Here is a 17156-nt window from a genome sequence, read left to right as displayed (position 1 = left end):
CGCACTTTTTATGGAAATGAACTGCCGCCCACAACACAAACGCGTCGCTAACGGGGCGCAAATATAGAACACCTTTTTATTATAGCAAGGACTTTTTTAATTTTATTTTTATTTGTTTTTTATAACCCTTTTAATGATCTTGTTTATAGTCGATTACAATAGTAAATTTTTACAAACTAATAGCAACCTAACTATACTTCACTTATTATAGTTGTTTATCATAAGCCTATTAGTTTGGTGTATTAGGGATAGTAGCGGCATCCTTTTGTATAAAACAAAAGATATAGCGGATAGCCCGCCGCTTTTGCTCCTTAAAAGTAAAAGCGGAATACCATAAATATTTATTAGAAACTTCACTTTGTCCTTTATATATATAGGTATATCTTTGTGGGCTAAAATTTACACTAAAATATAATGATAAAAATTACTCTGCCTGACGGTTCTGTTAGATCTTTTGATAAAGATGTAACTCCTTATGAAGTGGCTGTAGATATTAGCGAAGGATTCGCAAGAAATGTTATCTCAGCAAAATTCAATGACGAAGTTGTTGAAACCTCCACTCCATTGACCACAGATGGCAGTCTTACATTATATACATGGAGAGATGATGAAGGTAAAAAAGCTTTTTGGCATTCATCTGCCCATGTCTTAGCTCAGGCATTGGAAGAACTATACCCTAATGTAAAGCTTTGGGTTGGTCCTGCTATTGAAAATGGGTTTTACTATGATGTAGACCTCGGAGAGGATGTCATTTCTGAGAAGGACTTTAAGGCCATTGAAAATAAAATGATAGAGATTGCTCGCGGGAAACACAATTTTGAAATGCGAGAAGTTTCTAAAGCTGATGCCTTATCTTATTATAAAGGTAAGAATGAATATAAAGTTGACCTAATTGAAAACCTTGATGATGGCACTATTAGCTTTTGCGACCATTCAACTTTTACCGACTTATGCCGTGGTGGCCACATTCCTAATACAGGTATTATCAAAGCTGTAAAAATACTGAGTGTTGCTGGGGCTTATTATAAAGGTGATGAAAACGAAAAACAACTTACTAGAGTTTATGGAATATCGTTTCCGAAACAAAAAGAGTTGACAGAATATTTAGAGTTACTGGAAGAAGCCAAAAAACGTGATCACAGAAAACTTGGAAAAGAGTTAGAACTTTTCACCTTTTCACAAAAGGTTGGACAGGGTTTACCATTATGGTTACCGAAAGGTGCTGCTTTAAGAGAACGCTTAGAAAACTTTCTTAAAGCCGCTCAAAAGAAAGCAGGTTATGAAATGGTGGTCAGCCCACATATTGGTCAAAAGGAGCTGTATGTTACTTCTGGGCATTATGCTAAATATGGAGAGGATAGTTTTCAACCTATAAAAACACCTAAAGAAGATGAGGAGTTTCTTTTAAAGCCAATGAATTGCCCACATCACTGTGAAATATACAACAACAGACCTTATTCCTATAAAGAACTTCCTAAGCGTTTTGCCGAATTCGGTACGGTATATAGATATGAACAGAGTGGTGAGTTACATGGCCTAACACGTGTTAGAGGTTTTACGCAAGATGATGCCCATATTTTCTGTACGCCCGATCAATTAGATAGCGAGTTTAAAGAAGTCATTGATTTAGTGCTATATGTCTTTGGCTCGCTAGGATTTGAAAATTTTACAGCACAGGTATCGCTAAGAGATCCCGACAATCCTGAAAAGTATATAGGTAGTGATGAAAACTGGAAAAAAGCCGAAGATGCTATTTTGAATGCTGCAATTGACAAAGGATTAAATTATATTGTTGAGACGGGTGAGGCGGCTTTTTATGGACCGAAATTGGATTTTATGGTTAAGGATGCCCTTGGAAGACAATGGCAATTAGGTACAATTCAAGTAGATTATACTTTACCAGAACGTTTTGATCTTACCTACAAAGGCAGTGACAATGAGATGCACAGACCAATTATGATTCACCGTGCGCCTTTTGGAAGTATGGAAAGATTTATTGCTATTTTACTAGAACACACTGGCGGAAATTTCCCTCTTTGGCTAATGCCAGAACAAGCTATTGTACTCTCTGTAAGTGAGAAATATGAAAAATACGCCGAAAAAGTTTTAAATTTGCTAGAAAATGACGAAATTCGCGCCCTCGCAGACAACAGAAATGAAACTGTAGGTAAGAAAATTCGTGAAGCTGAAATGCAAAAGTTTCCGTTTATGATTATCGTAGGCGAACAAGAAGAAAAGGATAATACAATTACTGTGCGTGAACATGGTGGTGAAGACCTTGGCACAATAAGTGTAGAAGACTTTTCGAGAATTATAAAAGAAAGAGTAAATAAAAGTTTAAAAACTTTTAAATAATTAACGTTTAATTTAAATATATAAGTCATAGCAATACGTAGAAACAGAAGAAGTTATAACAGACGTGAATCCCAAGAGGATAAACACCGTATAAATTCTAAAATTAGATCCGAAGAAGTAAGAGTTGTTGGAGACAACGTAGAGGTAGGAGTATATCCTATTAAGAAAGCGCTTTCCATGGCTGACGAGCAAGGTTTGGATCTGGTTGAGATTTCGCCAAATGCGAAGCCACCTGTTTGTAAGGTCATGGATTATAAAAAGTTTCTTTACGAACAAAAGAAACGAGAAAAAGCGTTAAAATCTAAAGCAACAAAAGTTGTTGTTAAAGAAATTCGTTTTGGTCCTAATACAGATGACCACGATTACGAATTTAAAAAGAAACATGCTATTAAGTTTTTAAAAGATGGTGCCAAATTAAAGGCATTCGTTTTCTTTAAAGGACGATCTATAGTATTTAAAGAGCAAGGACAAATCTTATTATTAAGATTGGCACAAGATCTTGAAGAGTATGGTAAAGTAGAACAAATGCCAAAGCTTGAAGGTAAGCGAATGATTATGTTCATTGCTCCTAAAAAGAATAAGTAAAACCACCTACGCCTAGGCTTCGGTGGATGAAAATAAGCGAAACGTAAATTAAAACTAGGACAAAATGCCTAAAATGAAAACAAAATCGAGTGCTAAGAAACGTTTCAAACTAACTGGCACTGGTAAGATTAAAAGAAAGCACGCTTTTAAGAGTCATATATTGACAAAAAAATCTAAAAAGCGTAAGCTAAGATTGACTCATGATACTTTGGTACACAAAGCAGATGAGGACAATATTAAAACAATGTTACGTTTAAAGTAACCCTGTTTTAATCGGTTAAAACAATTTATAAACCCTGGAGTTAGGCAAAATTATTTAGCAAGTACCAATTTTGGTCGCCTACTACAAAAAACAATTAAAGAAATGCCAAGATCAGTAAATTCAGTGGCGAAGAGAGCTAGAAGAAAAAAAGTTCTTAAGCAAGCAAAAGGATACTGGGGAAGACGTAAAAATGTCTGGACAGTAGCAAAAAATGCGGTTGACAAAGCGATGCAATACTCGTATAGAGACCGTAGAAACAAGAAAAGAACATTCCGTTCGTTATGGATAATGCGTATTAACGCTGGTGCAAGACAACATGGAATGAGCTATTCAAAATTTATGGGAGGATTAAAAGCTAACAATATCGATTTAAACCGTAAGGTTTTAGCCGATTTAGCAATGAACCACCCAGAAGCTTTTGAAGCTATAGTTAAAAAAGTTAAATAAGGCTTTTAGCCAAATTAATAACAACATTTCGCTTAATAAAAATCCGATTCTCACGAATCGGATTTTTTGTTTTTAATCTTTACTTCCCAAAGGCTGTAATCACTAAATGTCTTCTAGAAGCATTATTTCTATGCTCACATAGATAAACTCCTTGCCATATACCTAGGTTAAGCTTCCCATCTGTTATCGGAATTTGAACTGATGAGCCCATTAAAGATGCTTTTATGTGAGCAGGCATATCATCAGAGCCCTCGAGGGTGTGCTTATAGTAAGGTTGATTTTCGGGCACCATTTTATTTATGTAACTTTCGAAATCTTGCCTAACTGTAGGATCAGCATTTTCATTTATAGTTAAACTTGCCGAAGTGTGCTTTATAAAGACTTGTAATTGACCAATAGAAATCCCCTTAATTTCAGGAATAGCGTTTAATATTTCAGAGGTTATCAAATGAAATCCTCTGGGATGAGCTCTTAATCTAATCTCTTTTTGAGAATATTTCATCTAAAATCTATTTAGATTCATCTGAAATTTCATCAATGGCTAACTTAAATTCTTCCCAATCAACAAGTTCATCACCATCCGTATCATAGCCTTCTATAAGTTTTGAACTTACAATACCACGAATAAAACCACTTATTTCCGCTTGTTTCAATAGTCTTTTAATTTCGTCTTTTGATAGTTTTCCATCACCATCCTTGTCAAAAAATGCAAATGCTTCTTCTGGAGTGTCAAAATGATTAGTGATTAAAATTTGAATTTTATTTAGTATATCTTCTTTTCTTCCCATTTTAACTTGGATTAATTACCAGTTTAAAATACAAAAAACTTATATGATATCATGTTTTCTGCTTCTTCTTTTTAGCAGCTGGAAACAAAACATTGTTGAGTATTAATCGATAACCCGGCGAAGTTGGGTGTAGATCTAGTTCTGTTTTTGGATCTCCTACTCTATGGGTGTAATCTTCTGGGTCGTGACCTCCATAAAACGTAAAGAAACCTTTTCCTTTTATACCATGAATATATTTGGCTTCACCATTGGTTCTATTTTCACCCATAACCAAAACATTAGATTTTATTTGATCTCTTGTAAATGATGTTGTCTGTCCCATAAAACCCTTTACCAAAGATGTATGGTTTTGTGTCAACATGGTTGGAATAGGATCCCATTTAGCAGAATACTCCATCAGAGAAAAATAGTCTGTTTTGAATGGAATTTGACGCTTCTGTGTCATATCGATAGATGAAAACTCATAAACATTTGGGCTTCTTTCTAAAATATAATCCTTAAAAGCAAATGTTTTTGAATAGTCAATTTTATTTTGATAACCAGGATCGCTGCCATCTCCATCAAACATAGGTTCACAGATATCAACTCCTTCTGCAGATAGTGCAATATCAAAACTATCTGTTGCAGAGCACATGGCAAACATAAATCCGCCACCAACAACATAATCCCTTATCTTCAATGCTACATCTAATTTGGCATCAGATACTTTATCATATCCTAATTTTGTCGCCAAGGCTTCCGCAGCTTTCTTTTCTTCTATATACCAAGCGGCAGAACGATAGGTTCTGTAAAACTTTCCATATTGGCCGGTAAAATCTTCGTGATGTAAGTGTAACCAATCATAGAGCAATAATTCATCCTTTAGAACTTCTTCATCATAAATGGTTTCATAAGGGATCTCTGCATACGTCAAAACCATAGTTACGGCATCATCCCAAGGTTGTTTACCATAAGGAGTATAAACAGCAATCTTTGGTGCCTTCTCTAAAACTACAGCTTCTTGGTTTACGGCTGGGCTACTGATTTTATCTAAAATTTCAGCAGCTTTAGAATCTGAAATAACCTCAAATGAGACTCCTCTTATTTGGCATTCGCGTTGAATGATATCTGCATCTGGCAATAAAAATGATCCTCCTCTGTAATTGAGTAACCATTTCACCTTAAGCTCTCGCTCGAGCGTCCAATACGTAACACCATAGGCCTTTAAATGATTCTCTTGCGATTCGGCATCCATAGGAATAAGAATATAAGAAGCATACGCATTAAAGCTGAAGAAAAGGGTAAATATTATTAAGACTATTTTTTTCAAGTTCATAGATTTAGAACGAAATATAGTCAAATTTTAGTCTATCGCTATGTGATTTATAATTCTTTTAAGACCTATAAAGCATATCTCAGTAACTTATTATAGTGTGGCTGACTCTGGTTTAGAAGTTCATTAAGATGCTCTGGGAATGGTTTCTCTTTTGGTTTATACTTTTGAAATCCACTTGATTTGTGCACATTATGATACCAGAATTTAGCCCATAATCCATCTTCTTCTCGTTGTTGTGGCTGCCAAGACAACATGTTTTCATCGAAAGGTATTTTGGCAAAATCACATAACTTTTGAAGTGTTTTTCTAGGGTTTTGTAATACTTTTCTAGAATCTAACACCGAGAAACGAATATTATGTTTTTTGAAATAGTCTAGTAATTCTATATGCAACTCATAACCTACATCATGAAGAGATGGATTTTTAATAACCTTATCAAAAGAAGGCAACATGTCTATCGGATCTCTAGTTAAAATCACATTAACGGTTTCTTTCATAAAATCCCTATCCAAATCCAATAAATGATGCGTCATATGCTTAAAGAACAGCACTGGCTTTTCAGTATTGGTCAACAGCATATCCACAACTTTATCTCCATCATTCTCCATGGTTTCTAGAATATCTTCTGCGCCTGGATGATAACTATGTGCTTCAGGATGATTTCTTAAATAAAAAGCATAAAGTGGTTCGTCAAACACTTTAGTATCTGATCGTTGCGCGAAGGAATACATTAAAGCTGTTGAAATATTGCGCGGCCCAGACCATAAACATATACGTTTTGTTTTAGCCATGTTTTACATTAGTTTCAATTAGTTCTTCATAAAGGTGGCTCAGTTTTCTCGTCATTTTACCAAATCCTCCTTCTCCAATGGTTCGTCCATCAATTTTTGTCACTGGAGTTAAACCTCCAAAAGTTCCGGTTACAAACGCCTCATCAGCTCCGTACACATCAAATAATGAAAAGTCTTTTTCTTTACAAGGAATATTATTTGAGCTACAGACCTCAATAACTTTGGCTCTGGTAATACCATTCATACAATATTTGCCGGTTGACGTCCAAACCTCACCATCTTTCACAATAAAAAAATTTGTGGCATTACAAGTAGAAACGAAACCGTTAACATCTAACATCAATGCTTCGTCTGCACCAGCTTCTATGGCCTGAATCAACGCTTGCACTTCATGCAGTTTACTATGGCAATTTAATCTTGGGTCTAAATAATCTGGCGAGCCTCTTCTGATTGTACTTGTAAATAAGCTAATTCCTTTTTCTTTTGAATCTTTGGATGCTTTTTTATACTCAGGAATTATGACCACATTAGGTCCTAAGATTGTTAACCTTGGATCTTGTGATGGTGTTTTTTTTATGCCTCTTGTAATCATTATTCTAACATGAACACCATCCGTCATGTTATTGGCATTTATGATTTTCCAAACTCTATTTGTCAGCTCTTCTTTTGTGAACGGTAACGACATCCCAACAGTCTTTGCTGATTGCCACAAACGTTTAAAATGATCTTCCAAGAAAACCAAAACACCATTATGTAATCGCAAGGCTTCCCAAACACCATCACCTACTAAATAACCACTATCAAACACAGATATCTTAGCTTCATTACGTTTAAAAAGTTCATCATTAATAGATATAAGAATAGAATCGTTTCTAGAATCATCTTGAGCATTGTGAGTGCCGTGTACCATACCAGTAATTTTTAAAGTAGAAAGATACTTAAAATTAGATATTTACAGCAAAAAAACTATGATCCTATTCTATTGTAGTTTGCTTACCAGAAAGCAAACTAGCAATGATTTTAGTACTTGGAAACTGGTCTAGAATAATTTTGATGAATACAGTTATTGGTATCGCCATAATTAGACCAGGAATTCCCCACAGAAAACCCCAAAACATAAGCATAACTAAAACAGCAATAACATTAATTGAAAAAGATTTACCCATAAATATAGGTTCTAAAATGGCTCCAAAAGTTACTTGTACTAAAGTTATTGCCAGTACAAAAAAGAACAACGTACTTGTTGGGTCTAACTCTACAAAGGCAAAGATTGAAAGGAAAATCACAGATATAAACGAACCAACCATCTGCACAAAATTTATGGCAAATGCAAATAGACCCCAAAAAATAGGGAAACTCACATCAAAAAATACACACATTAAACCCGTAAATAAGCCAGTTAGGGCACTTACTAATACTTTTACCTTAATAAATTTTATAAGATCTTTTTCAATCTTCATAAATGTTTTTACAGAAGTATATTTTTGCCTCAGCAATGTGTTGTTTAGAAGTTTATGAACATTTATTGATTCAGCCAACCATAGTACCACAAAAAACACGGTCATTAAAAGCATCGTTAAAAATGAATTTAAAAACCCAATTGTAGAGCCTAAATTTTCTTTTTGAAAAAATTGAGCCAGAGGGTTTTTATTGTCTTCAAATTCAATCCCAAAATTTTCAAAAGCATAAACTTTTAAATCACTCAATTTCTCCTCTGCCTTAGGAATGAACTCAGATTTTGTTGCTAATATTTCCTTACTAGATAATCTCACCAATTCAACTCCCAATTTTAAACCACCTGCAACCAAAAGCAAAACAATAATTATGCTAATAAATTTAGGTACGTTACGTCTGCCTAACCACCGCATTAATGGTAAAAACAATAACGCAATAAACATTGAGAATATTAATGGAATGAATATAAAGGAGAGTATTTTAAGTAGATAAAATACTAGTGGAATTACTATAATCAACAACAGAATATTTGTTGTACGTCTCTGTTCTAACATGAGGCAATTTTCTTAAAATAGCGAAATGTAAAGATACGTCAAAAAAGAATTGTGAAACTTATAAAATGCTGTTAAAAAGGTACTCCGTCATCTTCAGGCCCATCAAAAGCATCAGATGGGTTTGGTAAATTATCTGGTCTAAAAGTATCGTCATTGGCTGCGGCATTCATTTTTGAATGGAATTCACCAAAAGGTGTATCAAAATCATCGAGATTATCAAACTTACCTAAATGGCCAACGAACTTCAGTCTTATATTGTCCAATCCACCATTTCTGTGTTTTGCCACAATAAACTCTCCTTGTCCTTCGGTTGGTGAGCGTTCTTCATCATCCCACTCATCAATTTTATAATATTCTGGTCTATAAATGAAGGACACAATATCCGCATCTTGCTCAATCGCACCAGATTCACGTAAATCTGATAACAATGGTCGTTTACTACCACCACGTGTTTCTACAGCTCGAGATAACTGTGACAACGCAATAACCGGGACACTTAATTCCTTAGCCAAAGCCTTAAGGTTACGTGAGATAGTTGAAATCTCCTGCTCACGATTTCCCCCTTTCTGACTTCCACCAGCAGTCATTAATTGCAAGTAGTCAACCATAATGACTTTAATATCGTATTGTGATTTTAGCCTTCTCGCTTTAGCACGTAAGTCGAAAATAGATAATGATGGTGTATCATCAATAAACAGTGGTGCCTTTTCTAGGGTCTTAACTTTTACGTTAAGCTGTTCCCATTCATGCTTTTCTAATTTTCCTGTTCTTAGTTTTTCAGAAGATAAACCAGTTTCACTAGATATTAGCCTAGTGATTAATTGAACAGATGACATCTCTAAAGAGAAAAATGCTACAGCCTGATTAAAATCTACAGCAATATTCCTCGCCATAGTTAATGTTAAAGCGGTTTTACCCATACCAGGACGAGCAGCGATAATAATTAAATCTGAAGGTTGCCAGCCAGAAGTTAACTTATCTACTTTATCAAAACCTGTCGGAATTCCACTAAGACCTTCTTTATTCGAAATATCTTCTATCTTCTTTTTTGCCTGGATAACCAAACTCTGAGCCGTCTCGGTTGATTTCTTAACATTACCTTGAGTAACTTCGTAAAGCTTGGCTTCTGCATTGTCCAACAAATCAAAAACATCTTTGGTTTCGTCGTAAGCCTCTTCAATAATTTCGTTAGAAATCTTAATTAAGCTTCTTTGAATATACTTTTGAAGGATAATACGTGCATGAAACTCAATATGAGCTGAAGATGACACACGTTGAGTCAAAGAAATGAGGTAAAAATCACCTCCAATTAAATCTAGTTTTTCATCTTTCTTTAATTGGCTCGAAACGGTTAATAAGTCGACTGGTTCACTATTTTCAAATAATTTGAAAATTGCTTCAAAGATGTGTTTATGCGCATCTTTGTAGAAAGACTCAGGACTTAAAATGTCAATTACTTCGTCAACACCTTTTTTGTCAATCATCATTGCCCCAAGCACAACTTCTTCTAAATCAATGGCTTGAGGTGGTATTTTACCCTTCTCTAAGCTGATGATAGTGCTTTTATCGACTTTATAGCCAGGTATTGGTTTTGGTTGTTTCATAAGGAACAAAAGTAGTTAAATAGTATCGACGAACTGCATACTAATCAATTTTCAATCTCAACAGGTCTTCAACAATCTAACTGTTAATAACTTAAATATATTGTTAATAGCGATAAAAAAAACCGAAGCTTAAACCTCAGTTTTTTTTAGTTACCTATGTTTAGTGGATTTAATCTTTATAGACTCCCATTTCATCATATTTTTCCATGCGTTGTTTCACCAGTTCTTTTGGTGATAAGTTTTTGAGCTCTTCATAAGATTTAACTATCGCATCTTTAACAGCTGAAAATGTTTTTTCTCTATTAGTATGAGCTCCACCAAGTGGTTCTTTAATAATTTGGTCCACAAGCTTCATGCGCTTCATATCCTTAGCAGTTAGTTTTAATGCCTCAGCAGCTTGTTCTTTATATTCCCAACTTCTCCATAAAATAGAAGAACAAGACTCTGGTGAGATAACCGAGTACCATGTATTCTCTAACATCATCACTTTATCTCCTACTCCAATACCCAATGCACCACCTGAAGCTCCTTCTCCAATGATGACAGTAATGATTGGCACTTTAAGACGTGACATTTCTAGAATATTTCTTGCTATTGCTTCTCCTTGCCCTCGCTCTTCAGCTTCCAGTCCTGGATAAGCACCAGGAGTATCTATTAAAGTCACAACAGGAATTCCAAATTTTTCGGCAGATTTCATTAAACGCAAAGCTTTGCGATAACCCTCTGGATTCGACATTCCGAAATTACGGTACTGTCTTGTTTTTGTGTTATAACCTTTTTGTTGTCCAATGAACATGTACGATTGATCTCCAATTTTTCCAAGACCACCAATCATGGCTTTGTCGTCCTTAACATTTCTATCTCCATGAAGTTCTAAAAATGTCTCTCCGCAAAGCGCTTTAATATGGTCTAAAGTATAAGGTCTGTCTGGATGACGAGACAACTGAACACGTTGCCAAGCTGTGAGATTCTTATAAATTTCTTTTTTGGTCTCAGCTAGTTTTTTCTCAATCTGCTTACAGGTTTCGGTGACATCTACATCACTTTCCTCACCAATGATTTGACATTTAGATAGCTGTTCTTCTAGTTCTTTTATGGGTAATTCAAACTCTAAGTATTCCATACAATTTGAAATTGTTTTTTGTTTTAGTTAGTATGCAAATATAATAAGTTAATTGATAATTGTATTGGTTTTGGTTTTTCGCTTTTTGTAGTTTTTCAATACCGCATCCATAAGTACAGTTGCAATCACCAGAGTAGCACCTATATAAAACTGTGGAGACATTTTCTCCGTTTCGGGAAATAATATCAATGCCATAGCTATACCATAAACTGGTTCTAAATTATAGCTTAAAATTACAGTGTACGGACTAATATATCGCATTACTTCAACCGCTCCTATAAAAGCATATGCTGTACAGACTGATGCTAAAATGAAAATATAAATCCAATCCATTTGCGAAAGCGTAAAAAATTCAGCATTGAATTCCATACCTGACAAAAGGATAAACACTGTTAAAAAAAGCACACCGCTTATAAACTCGTAAAACGAAATCACCGTGGCATTATAACGTTCAATAAATCGTCCATTAATGACTGCAAACAAGGTTGAAAACAGTGCTGAAAGCAGACCTAAAACAATACCGTTGATATATCCCATTTCACTACTAGTTATTAGGAATACACCCAAAATCACTATTAGACCAAATAAGATTTCGTAACCTAAAATTCGTCTTTTGAAAAATATAGGCTCTATAAACGAAGCAAAAAATGCGCCCGAAGAAAACATAGCCAATGCAATGGATACATTAGCTTGATTAATGGCTTCAAAAAAAGTGATCCAATGTAGCGCTATAATGATACCCGCAGCAGAAAATTGCAAAAAGGTACGTTTAGTGATTTTAATGTTTAATCTGATGATTTTAATGTATAAGAGCATCAAAATTCCGGCTATAGCCATTCTGTACCAGACCAAAGCTAAAGCGCCAATAGTGATCAATTCACCTAAAATAGCTGTAAAACCAGCAATGAAAACCAGCAAGTGTAAATGAAGGTAATGCTTTAGTTTAGCGTTTGGCATTTTGCAGAAGGTATACTGCTAAAATACCAAATAATACATTAGGAAACCATACCGCGATGATTGCAGGGAAATTAGACTGTTCTGCCATAACACCAAAAATCTTATCGAAGAAAACGTAGATCATGGCTATGGCAATACCAAATGCCAAATTGACTCCCATACCTCCACGACGTTTAACGGATGAAACCGCCACAGCTATAATGGTAAGAATAAATATGGAAACCGGTAAGCTCCATTTTTTGAGCAGAACAACCTCATAACGACCTATATTGGGTGAACCTCGTCTTTTCTCTGCTTCAATAAATTTTAACAGCTCTCCATAGGATTTGGTTTCAGCTGCATATTCAACAGGTGTTAAGTCTTCAAGTTCAAAAGGCAATTTTATATCTTTTCTTCTTTCCTTTTCTACAGTTTCTATTCCGTTTTCAAAGGATCTCTTCAGAAAAGATGTCAGTCTATATGCACTGTCTTTTTCTATATATCTAATATTATCAGCAAATATTTTATACTTCAACTCATTGCCCTCAAAATGTTCGTAAGTAAAATTCATACCCACTTTACGTTCAGGAATAAAATTACTTACATAGATATAATCATTATCATTGATTTGCTGATAAACATCTCTTGTCTTTTGTACTTGTTTGTTCTTTTTTAAGTATTTGAATTTAAATTCATTAAAGCCTTGACTTGCAATTGGTGCTAAATACATGCCCAAAACCAAAGCAAATCCAGCAACAATGGTGGCACCTATTAAGTATGGTCTTAAAAATCTAGAAAATGACACTCCTGAACTTAAAAAAGCGACAATCTCTGTATTATTGGCCAACTTAGACGTAAACCAAATCACGGATAGAAATAAGAACAGTGGAAACAATAGGTTAGCAAAGTAAACCGTAAAGTCTATATAGTATGCGGTTACTTCACCAAAAGGGGCTTTGTTCTCTAAAATTTTACCTACTTTTTCAGCGAGATCTACTGTAATTCCTATAGGAATAAACAGTAGCAACATCATGAGAAATGTAAACAAGTAACGTTTTAATATGTACCAATCTAAGATTTTCAAGCCTTATAATCTTTTATCCATTTGTTTTACCATCTTGTCTTTCCAGGCTCCAAAATCACCTTCTATAATATGTTTTCTCGCTTCTCTTACCAACCACAGATAAAAACCAAGATTATGAATAGTAGCTATTTGCATACCTAGCAACTCTTTAACCGTAAATAAATGCTTTAAATAGGCTTTACTATACTCGGTATCTACAAAAGTGATTCCCATTTCATCTATTGGTGAGAAATCATCTGCCCACTTTTTGTTTTTAATGTTAATGGTTCCATGAGCTGTAAACAACATACCGTTTCTGGCATTTCTTGTTGGCATCACACAATCAAACATATCTACACCTAACGCTATATTCTCTAGTATATTGATTGGTGTACCTACTCCCATAAGATATCTTGGTTTATCTTCTGGTAAGATATCACATACAACTTCGGTCATGGCATACATTTCTTCGGCTGGTTCGCCAACGGATAAGCCTCCTATGGCATTTCCTTCAGCTCCTGCATTAGCAATATATTCTGCAGACTGTTGTCTTAAATCTTTATAAGTACTTCCTTGAACTATTGGAAAAAACGTTTGTTCATAATCGTATTTGAACGGTGTCTTTTTTAAATGCGTTAAGCAACGCTCTAACCAACGGTGCGTCATGTGCATAGAGCGTTTTGCATAGTTATAATCACAAGGGTATGGTGTACACTCATCAAATGCCATTATTATATCTGCTCCAATACTGCGTTGTACTTCCATTACATTTTCTGGAGTGAAAAAATGATAACTCCCATCGATGTGAGACCTGAACTTTACTCCCTCTTCCTTAATTTTTCGGTTTGCAGATAATGAATACACTTGATAACCACCAGAATCCGTCAAAATATTTCGATCCCAGTTCATGAACTTGTGTAGTCCACCAGCTTGTTCTAAAATTGGTGTTTGTGGTCTTAGATATAAATGATAGGTATTACCAAGGATAATATCTGGATTGATATCGTTCTTTAACTCGCGTTGATGTACTCCTTTAACAGAAGCTACCGTACCAACAGGCATAAAAATCGGAGTTTCAATTGTACCATGATCCGTAGTTATAACTCCAGCTCTGGCCTTTGTGTCTTTATCTTTTGCTAAGCGTTTAAAATTCATCAAAATTATGTCTGCTGGCAAATATAAATAACTCAATTGCATTCATGTCTTAATAAAGTTTAAAATTGTTAGCAAATCCTCAAAATCGTTAATAAGTGACTGCAATCCGTTTTTGTAAGGGGCTTATAAAAAACTATTTTTGCACCATCAATTTAAGCAACGCAATATGCCAAACATTCAGCAATTAGAAGATTTAACTACTCAAGTTCGTAGAGATATTTTACGTATGGTACATAAAGTAAATTCTGGGCATCCAGGAGGTTCACTTGGTTGTGCCGAATTTTTTGTTTCGCTTTATAACGAAATTATGGAAACCAAGGACGGTTTTGATATGGACGGTATTGGAGAAGATCTATTCTTTCTGTCCAACGGTCATATCTCACCAGTTTTTTATAGTGTTTTAGCAAGAGCTGGATATTTTCCTGTTGATGAACTCAATACGTTTAGGTTAATAGATTCTCGTTTACAAGGTCACCCAACCACTCACGAAGGTTTACCAGGTGTCCGTGTAGCCTCTGGTTCGCTAGGACAAGGAATGTCTGTGGCTATTGGTGCTGCTGAAACTAAAAAACTAAATAACGATAAGCATTTAGTTTACAGTTTGCATGGTGATGGCGAGTTACAGGAAGGACAGAATTGGGAAGCTATAATGTATGCTGCCGGAAACAAAATAGACAACTTAATTTCTACCATAGATGTAAACGGTCAACAAATTGACGGAGCCACGCATAATGTTTTACCTCTAGGAAATTTAAGAGCAAAATTTGAAGCCTTTGGATGGACCGTTTTAGAAATAAAAAATGGTAATAATATTGAAGCCATTCTAAAAGGTATGGCTGAAGCTAAAACAATGACCGGAAAAGGAAAACCTGTTTGCGTGCTTTTACAAACGGTAATGGGTAATGGTGTGGATTTTATGATGCATACACACGCTTGGCATGGCAAGGCACCAAATGACGAGCAACTAGAAATAGGCTTAGCGCAAAATCCTGAAACTTTAGGAGACTACTAATAGTTATTAATTAAAAAGATACCCACTTTCGTGGGCATTACTATGAAAACATATACAAACACAGGAAATAAAGATACACGCTCTGGCTTTGGAGCTGGTTTAACAGAATTGGGCAAAACCAATGAAAATGTTGTCGCACTCTGTGCAGATTTAACGGGTTCATTAAAAATGGATGAGTTTAAAGCCAACCACCCAGAACGTTTTTTTCAGGTTGGTATTGCAGAGGCTAATATGATAGGTATTGCAGCAGGTATGACCATTGGAGGTAAAATTCCATTTACTGGGACTTTTGCTAACTTCTCAACAGGTAGAGTTTATGACCAGATAAGACAAAGTGTTGCTTACTCAGATAAAAATGTAAAAATATGTGCGTCTCATGCTGGTGTAACTCTTGGTGAGGATGGAGCAACCCACCAAATTCTTGAAGATATTGGCTTAATGAAGATGCTTCCTGGGATGACAGTAATCAACACCTGTGATTATAACCAAACAAAAGCGGCAACTTTAGCTATAGCAAAACATCATGGTCCTGTTTACTTAAGATTTGGAAGACCTAAAGTGGCTAACTTCACTCCAGAGAATGGTGATTTTGAAATAGGAAAGGCTGTAAAACTTACCGACGGAAACGATGTTACCATAGTGGCAACAGGTCATTTAGTTTGGGAAGCTCTAGAAGCAGCAAAAGCATTACACGAAGAAGGTATTGGTGCTGAAGTTATCAATATTCACACTATTAAGCCTTTAGACGACAATGCCATTTTAGATTCTGTTTCTAAAACAGGTTGCGTAGTAACTGCGGAGGAACACAACTATTTAGGTGGTCTAGGAGAAAGTGTTGCCAGGGTTTTGGCATTGCACCAACCAACACCTCAAGAGTTTGTTGCTACAAACGATACATTTGGTGAATCTGGTACGCCAGCTCAACTCATGGATAAATATGGTTTGAATAGTTCTGCTATAGAGAAAGCGGTAAAAAAAGTTTTAAAAAGAAAATAACTTCATCTTGGCAACGTTTTTGATATTAGATACCTAATCTTAAAAACGAACAATATGAAAAATTTAAAAAAGTCAGCTTTCTTAGCTGCAATTTTAGCATTATTTAGTTTTAGTATAAGTGCTCAGGAAGGAAGTGCTTTTGGGTTTAAAGGCGGTTTAAACTATAGTGCCAACGGAGATTACTTTGAATCCATCGGTGAAAATGCAAAAAACCCTGATCGTAATATCGGTTACCATGTTGGTATCTTCGGTAAAATTGGAGACAGACTTTACTTTAGACCAGAATTAATCTACACAGCAACAAAAAGTGATTACGAGAATAATGATTTTAATGTAAGAAAACTTGATGCGCCACTTTTGGTAGGTCTAAAAGTTCTAGGGCCAATAAGTGTTTTTGGAGGTCCTTCACTACAATATATCCTTGATACAGAATTTGATGGGATTGAAATAGATAATGTGGAAGACGATTTTACAGTAGGTCTAAATTTCGGAATTGGATTAAGCTTTAATAAAGTTGGAATCGATTTGAGATATGAAAGAGGCTTTAATGATAACGAAGCTACTTTTATAAACAACAATTTAGGTTCTGGTACAGCAAGTAGAATTGATACAAGACCAGATCAATTAATCTTAAGTTTATCTATTGCTTTATAAAAAGCATCAATAAATATCAAAAAAAAAGCCGCTCATAAGCGGCTTTTTATTTTTATAACAT

At 35.1% G+C, this 17156-nt stretch carries 18 protein-coding genes; 7 read left to right on the top strand and 11 right to left on the bottom strand.

Annotation, left to right across the window (positions count from 1 at the left end):
- Nucleotides 1-414 precede the first annotated feature (414 nt).
- The 4 genes from thrS to rplT all read left to right on the top strand — a co-directional run bounded on the left by thrS (nucleotide 415) and on the right by rplT (nucleotide 3649).
- Entirely contained in the window at nucleotides 415-2355 is a 1941-nt protein-coding gene (gene thrS, locus F1003_RS12860) for a threonine--tRNA ligase (RefSeq protein ID WP_155089832.1), read from the top strand.
- Nucleotides 2356-2388: 33 nt separating this feature from the next.
- Nucleotides 2389-2940: a translation initiation factor IF-3 gene (gene infC / locus F1003_RS12855; RefSeq protein WP_162306979.1), complete on the top strand. Its 552-nt coding sequence runs from the start codon at nucleotides 2389-2391 to the stop codon at nucleotides 2938-2940.
- A gap of 64 nt (nucleotides 2941-3004) precedes the next feature.
- A complete protein-coding gene (rpmI, locus tag F1003_RS12850; RefSeq protein WP_155089831.1) occupies nucleotides 3005-3202 on the top strand; it encodes a 50S ribosomal protein L35 in 198 nt (65 codons plus the stop codon).
- A gap of 102 nt (nucleotides 3203-3304) precedes the next feature.
- Nucleotides 3305-3649 (top strand): 50S ribosomal protein L20, encoded by a 345-nt coding sequence (gene rplT / locus F1003_RS12845; protein WP_155089830.1) that lies wholly within the window; start codon nucleotides 3305-3307, stop codon nucleotides 3647-3649.
- Nucleotides 3650-3728: 79 nt separating this feature from the next.
- Here the strand turns inward: rplT and F1003_RS12840 are convergent, their stop codons facing one another.
- The 11 genes from F1003_RS12840 to tgt all read right to left on the bottom strand — a co-directional run bounded on the left by F1003_RS12840 (nucleotide 3729) and on the right by tgt (nucleotide 14433).
- Nucleotides 3729-4151 carry a secondary thiamine-phosphate synthase enzyme YjbQ gene (locus F1003_RS12840; RefSeq protein WP_155089829.1) on the bottom strand — a complete coding sequence of 141 codons (423 nt, stop codon included), beginning with the start codon at nucleotides 4149-4151 and terminating at the stop codon, nucleotides 3729-3731.
- A 7-nt stretch (nucleotides 4152-4158) separates the two neighbouring features.
- Nucleotides 4159-4437: an EF-hand domain-containing protein gene (locus tag F1003_RS12835; protein WP_155089828.1), complete on the bottom strand. Its 279-nt coding sequence runs from the start codon at nucleotides 4435-4437 to the stop codon at nucleotides 4159-4161.
- A 49-nt stretch (nucleotides 4438-4486) separates the two neighbouring features.
- Nucleotides 4487-5671, bottom strand: a complete 1185-nt coding sequence (locus tag F1003_RS12830; protein ID WP_155089846.1) for an asparagine synthetase B — start codon at nucleotides 5669-5671, stop codon at nucleotides 4487-4489.
- A 146-nt stretch (nucleotides 5672-5817) separates the two neighbouring features.
- Nucleotides 5818-6543, bottom strand: coding sequence for a sulfotransferase-like domain-containing protein (locus F1003_RS12825; RefSeq protein WP_155089827.1), 726 nt, complete (start codon nucleotides 6541-6543; stop codon nucleotides 5818-5820).
- Entirely contained in the window at nucleotides 6536-7453 is a 918-nt protein-coding gene (locus F1003_RS12820; RefSeq protein WP_155089826.1) for an aminotransferase class IV, read from the bottom strand. Before F1003_RS12820 ends, F1003_RS12825 begins: the two co-directional genes overlap by 8 nt.
- 64 nt (nucleotides 7454-7517) lie before the next feature.
- Nucleotides 7518-8552 carry an AI-2E family transporter gene (locus F1003_RS12815; protein WP_155089825.1) on the bottom strand — a complete coding sequence of 345 codons (1035 nt, stop codon included), beginning with the start codon at nucleotides 8550-8552 and terminating at the stop codon, nucleotides 7518-7520.
- Between the two features lie 71 nt (nucleotides 8553-8623).
- Nucleotides 8624-10156 carry a replicative DNA helicase gene (gene dnaB, locus F1003_RS12810; protein WP_155089824.1) on the bottom strand — a complete coding sequence of 511 codons (1533 nt, stop codon included), beginning with the start codon at nucleotides 10154-10156 and terminating at the stop codon, nucleotides 8624-8626.
- A gap of 169 nt (nucleotides 10157-10325) precedes the next feature.
- Complete coding sequence (locus F1003_RS12805) at nucleotides 10326-11279, bottom strand: acetyl-CoA carboxylase carboxyltransferase subunit alpha (RefSeq protein ID WP_155089823.1); 954 nt, start codon at nucleotides 11277-11279, stop codon at nucleotides 10326-10328.
- A gap of 48 nt (nucleotides 11280-11327) precedes the next feature.
- Complete coding sequence (locus tag F1003_RS12800; RefSeq protein ID WP_155089822.1) at nucleotides 11328-12236, bottom strand: DMT family transporter; 909 nt, start codon at nucleotides 12234-12236, stop codon at nucleotides 11328-11330.
- A complete protein-coding gene (locus tag F1003_RS12795; protein ID WP_235898383.1) occupies nucleotides 12223-13245 on the bottom strand; it encodes an LptF/LptG family permease in 1023 nt (340 codons plus the stop codon). Before F1003_RS12795 ends, F1003_RS12800 begins: the two co-directional genes overlap by 14 nt.
- Nucleotides 13246-13302: 57 nt before the next feature.
- A complete protein-coding gene (gene tgt, locus F1003_RS12790) occupies nucleotides 13303-14433 on the bottom strand; it encodes a tRNA guanosine(34) transglycosylase Tgt (protein WP_155089820.1) in 1131 nt (376 codons plus the stop codon).
- Nucleotides 14434-14599: 166 nt separating this feature from the next.
- On the opposite strand from tgt, the gene F1003_RS12785 reads away from it, so the two are divergent.
- From F1003_RS12785 to F1003_RS12775, 3 genes are read left to right on the top strand one after another with little or no spacing between them, the layout of a single operon-like run.
- Nucleotides 14600-15445 (top strand): transketolase, encoded by an 846-nt coding sequence (locus F1003_RS12785; protein WP_155089819.1) that lies wholly within the window; start codon nucleotides 14600-14602, stop codon nucleotides 15443-15445.
- 42 nt (nucleotides 15446-15487) lie between these two features.
- A complete protein-coding gene (locus F1003_RS12780; RefSeq protein ID WP_155089818.1) occupies nucleotides 15488-16441 on the top strand; it encodes a transketolase family protein in 954 nt (317 codons plus the stop codon).
- A 54-nt stretch (nucleotides 16442-16495) separates the two neighbouring features.
- Complete coding sequence (locus F1003_RS12775; protein ID WP_155089817.1) at nucleotides 16496-17095, top strand: outer membrane beta-barrel protein; 600 nt, start codon at nucleotides 16496-16498, stop codon at nucleotides 17093-17095.
- Nucleotides 17096-17156: the final 61 nt, after the last annotated feature.

It is taken from the genome of Winogradskyella ouciana (assembly GCF_009709615.1).
GTDB classification, from domain to species: Bacteria; Bacteroidota; Bacteroidia; order Flavobacteriales; family Flavobacteriaceae; genus Winogradskyella; species Winogradskyella ouciana.
Note: the sequence above shows the minus strand (reverse complement) of the source record. Positions and strands in the feature narration are given on the sequence as shown.

Bases quoted from the DNA above. Each gene is read 5' to 3' on its own strand.
- thrS (WP_155089832.1), top strand. From the start codon at position 415: ATGATAAAAATTACTCTGCCTGACGGTTCTGTTAGATCTTTTGATAAA.
- rpmI (WP_155089831.1), top strand. From the start codon at position 3,005: ATGCCTAAAATGAAAACAAAATCGAGTGCTAAGAAACGTTTCAAACTA.
- rplT (WP_155089830.1), top strand. From the start codon at position 3,305: ATGCCAAGATCAGTAAATTCAGTGGCGAAGAGAGCTAGAAGAAAAAAA.
- F1003_RS12840 (WP_155089829.1), bottom strand. From the start codon at position 4,151: ATGAAATATTCTCAAAAAGAGATTAGATTAAGAGCTCATCCCAGAGGA.
- F1003_RS12835 (WP_155089828.1), bottom strand. From the start codon at position 4,437: ATGGGAAGAAAAGAAGATATACTAAATAAAATTCAAATTTTAATCACT.
- F1003_RS12830 (WP_155089846.1), bottom strand. From the start codon at position 5,671: ATGGATGCCGAATCGCAAGAGAATCATTTAAAGGCCTATGGTGTTACG.
- F1003_RS12825 (WP_155089827.1), bottom strand. From the start codon at position 6,543: ATGGCTAAAACAAAACGTATATGTTTATGGTCTGGGCCGCGCAATATT.
- F1003_RS12820 (WP_155089826.1), bottom strand. From the start codon at position 7,453: ATGGTACACGGCACTCACAATGCTCAAGATGATTCTAGAAACGATTCT.
- F1003_RS12815 (WP_155089825.1), bottom strand. From the start codon at position 8,552: ATGTTAGAACAGAGACGTACAACAAATATTCTGTTGTTGATTATAGTA.
- dnaB (WP_155089824.1), bottom strand. From the start codon at position 10,156: ATGAAACAACCAAAACCAATACCTGGCTATAAAGTCGATAAAAGCACT.
- F1003_RS12805 (WP_155089823.1), bottom strand. From the start codon at position 11,279: ATGGAATACTTAGAGTTTGAATTACCCATAAAAGAACTAGAAGAACAG.
- F1003_RS12800 (WP_155089822.1), bottom strand. From the start codon at position 12,236: ATGCCAAACGCTAAACTAAAGCATTACCTTCATTTACACTTGCTGGTT.
- F1003_RS12795 (WP_235898383.1), bottom strand. From the start codon at position 13,245: ATGTTGCTACTGTTTATTCCTATAGGAATTACAGTAGATCTCGCTGAA.
- tgt (WP_155089820.1), bottom strand. From the start codon at position 14,433: ATGAATTTTAAACGCTTAGCAAAAGATAAAGACACAAAGGCCAGAGCT.
- F1003_RS12785 (WP_155089819.1), top strand. From the start codon at position 14,600: ATGCCAAACATTCAGCAATTAGAAGATTTAACTACTCAAGTTCGTAGA.
- F1003_RS12780 (WP_155089818.1), top strand. From the start codon at position 15,488: ATGAAAACATATACAAACACAGGAAATAAAGATACACGCTCTGGCTTT.
- F1003_RS12775 (WP_155089817.1), top strand. From the start codon at position 16,496: ATGAAAAATTTAAAAAAGTCAGCTTTCTTAGCTGCAATTTTAGCATTA.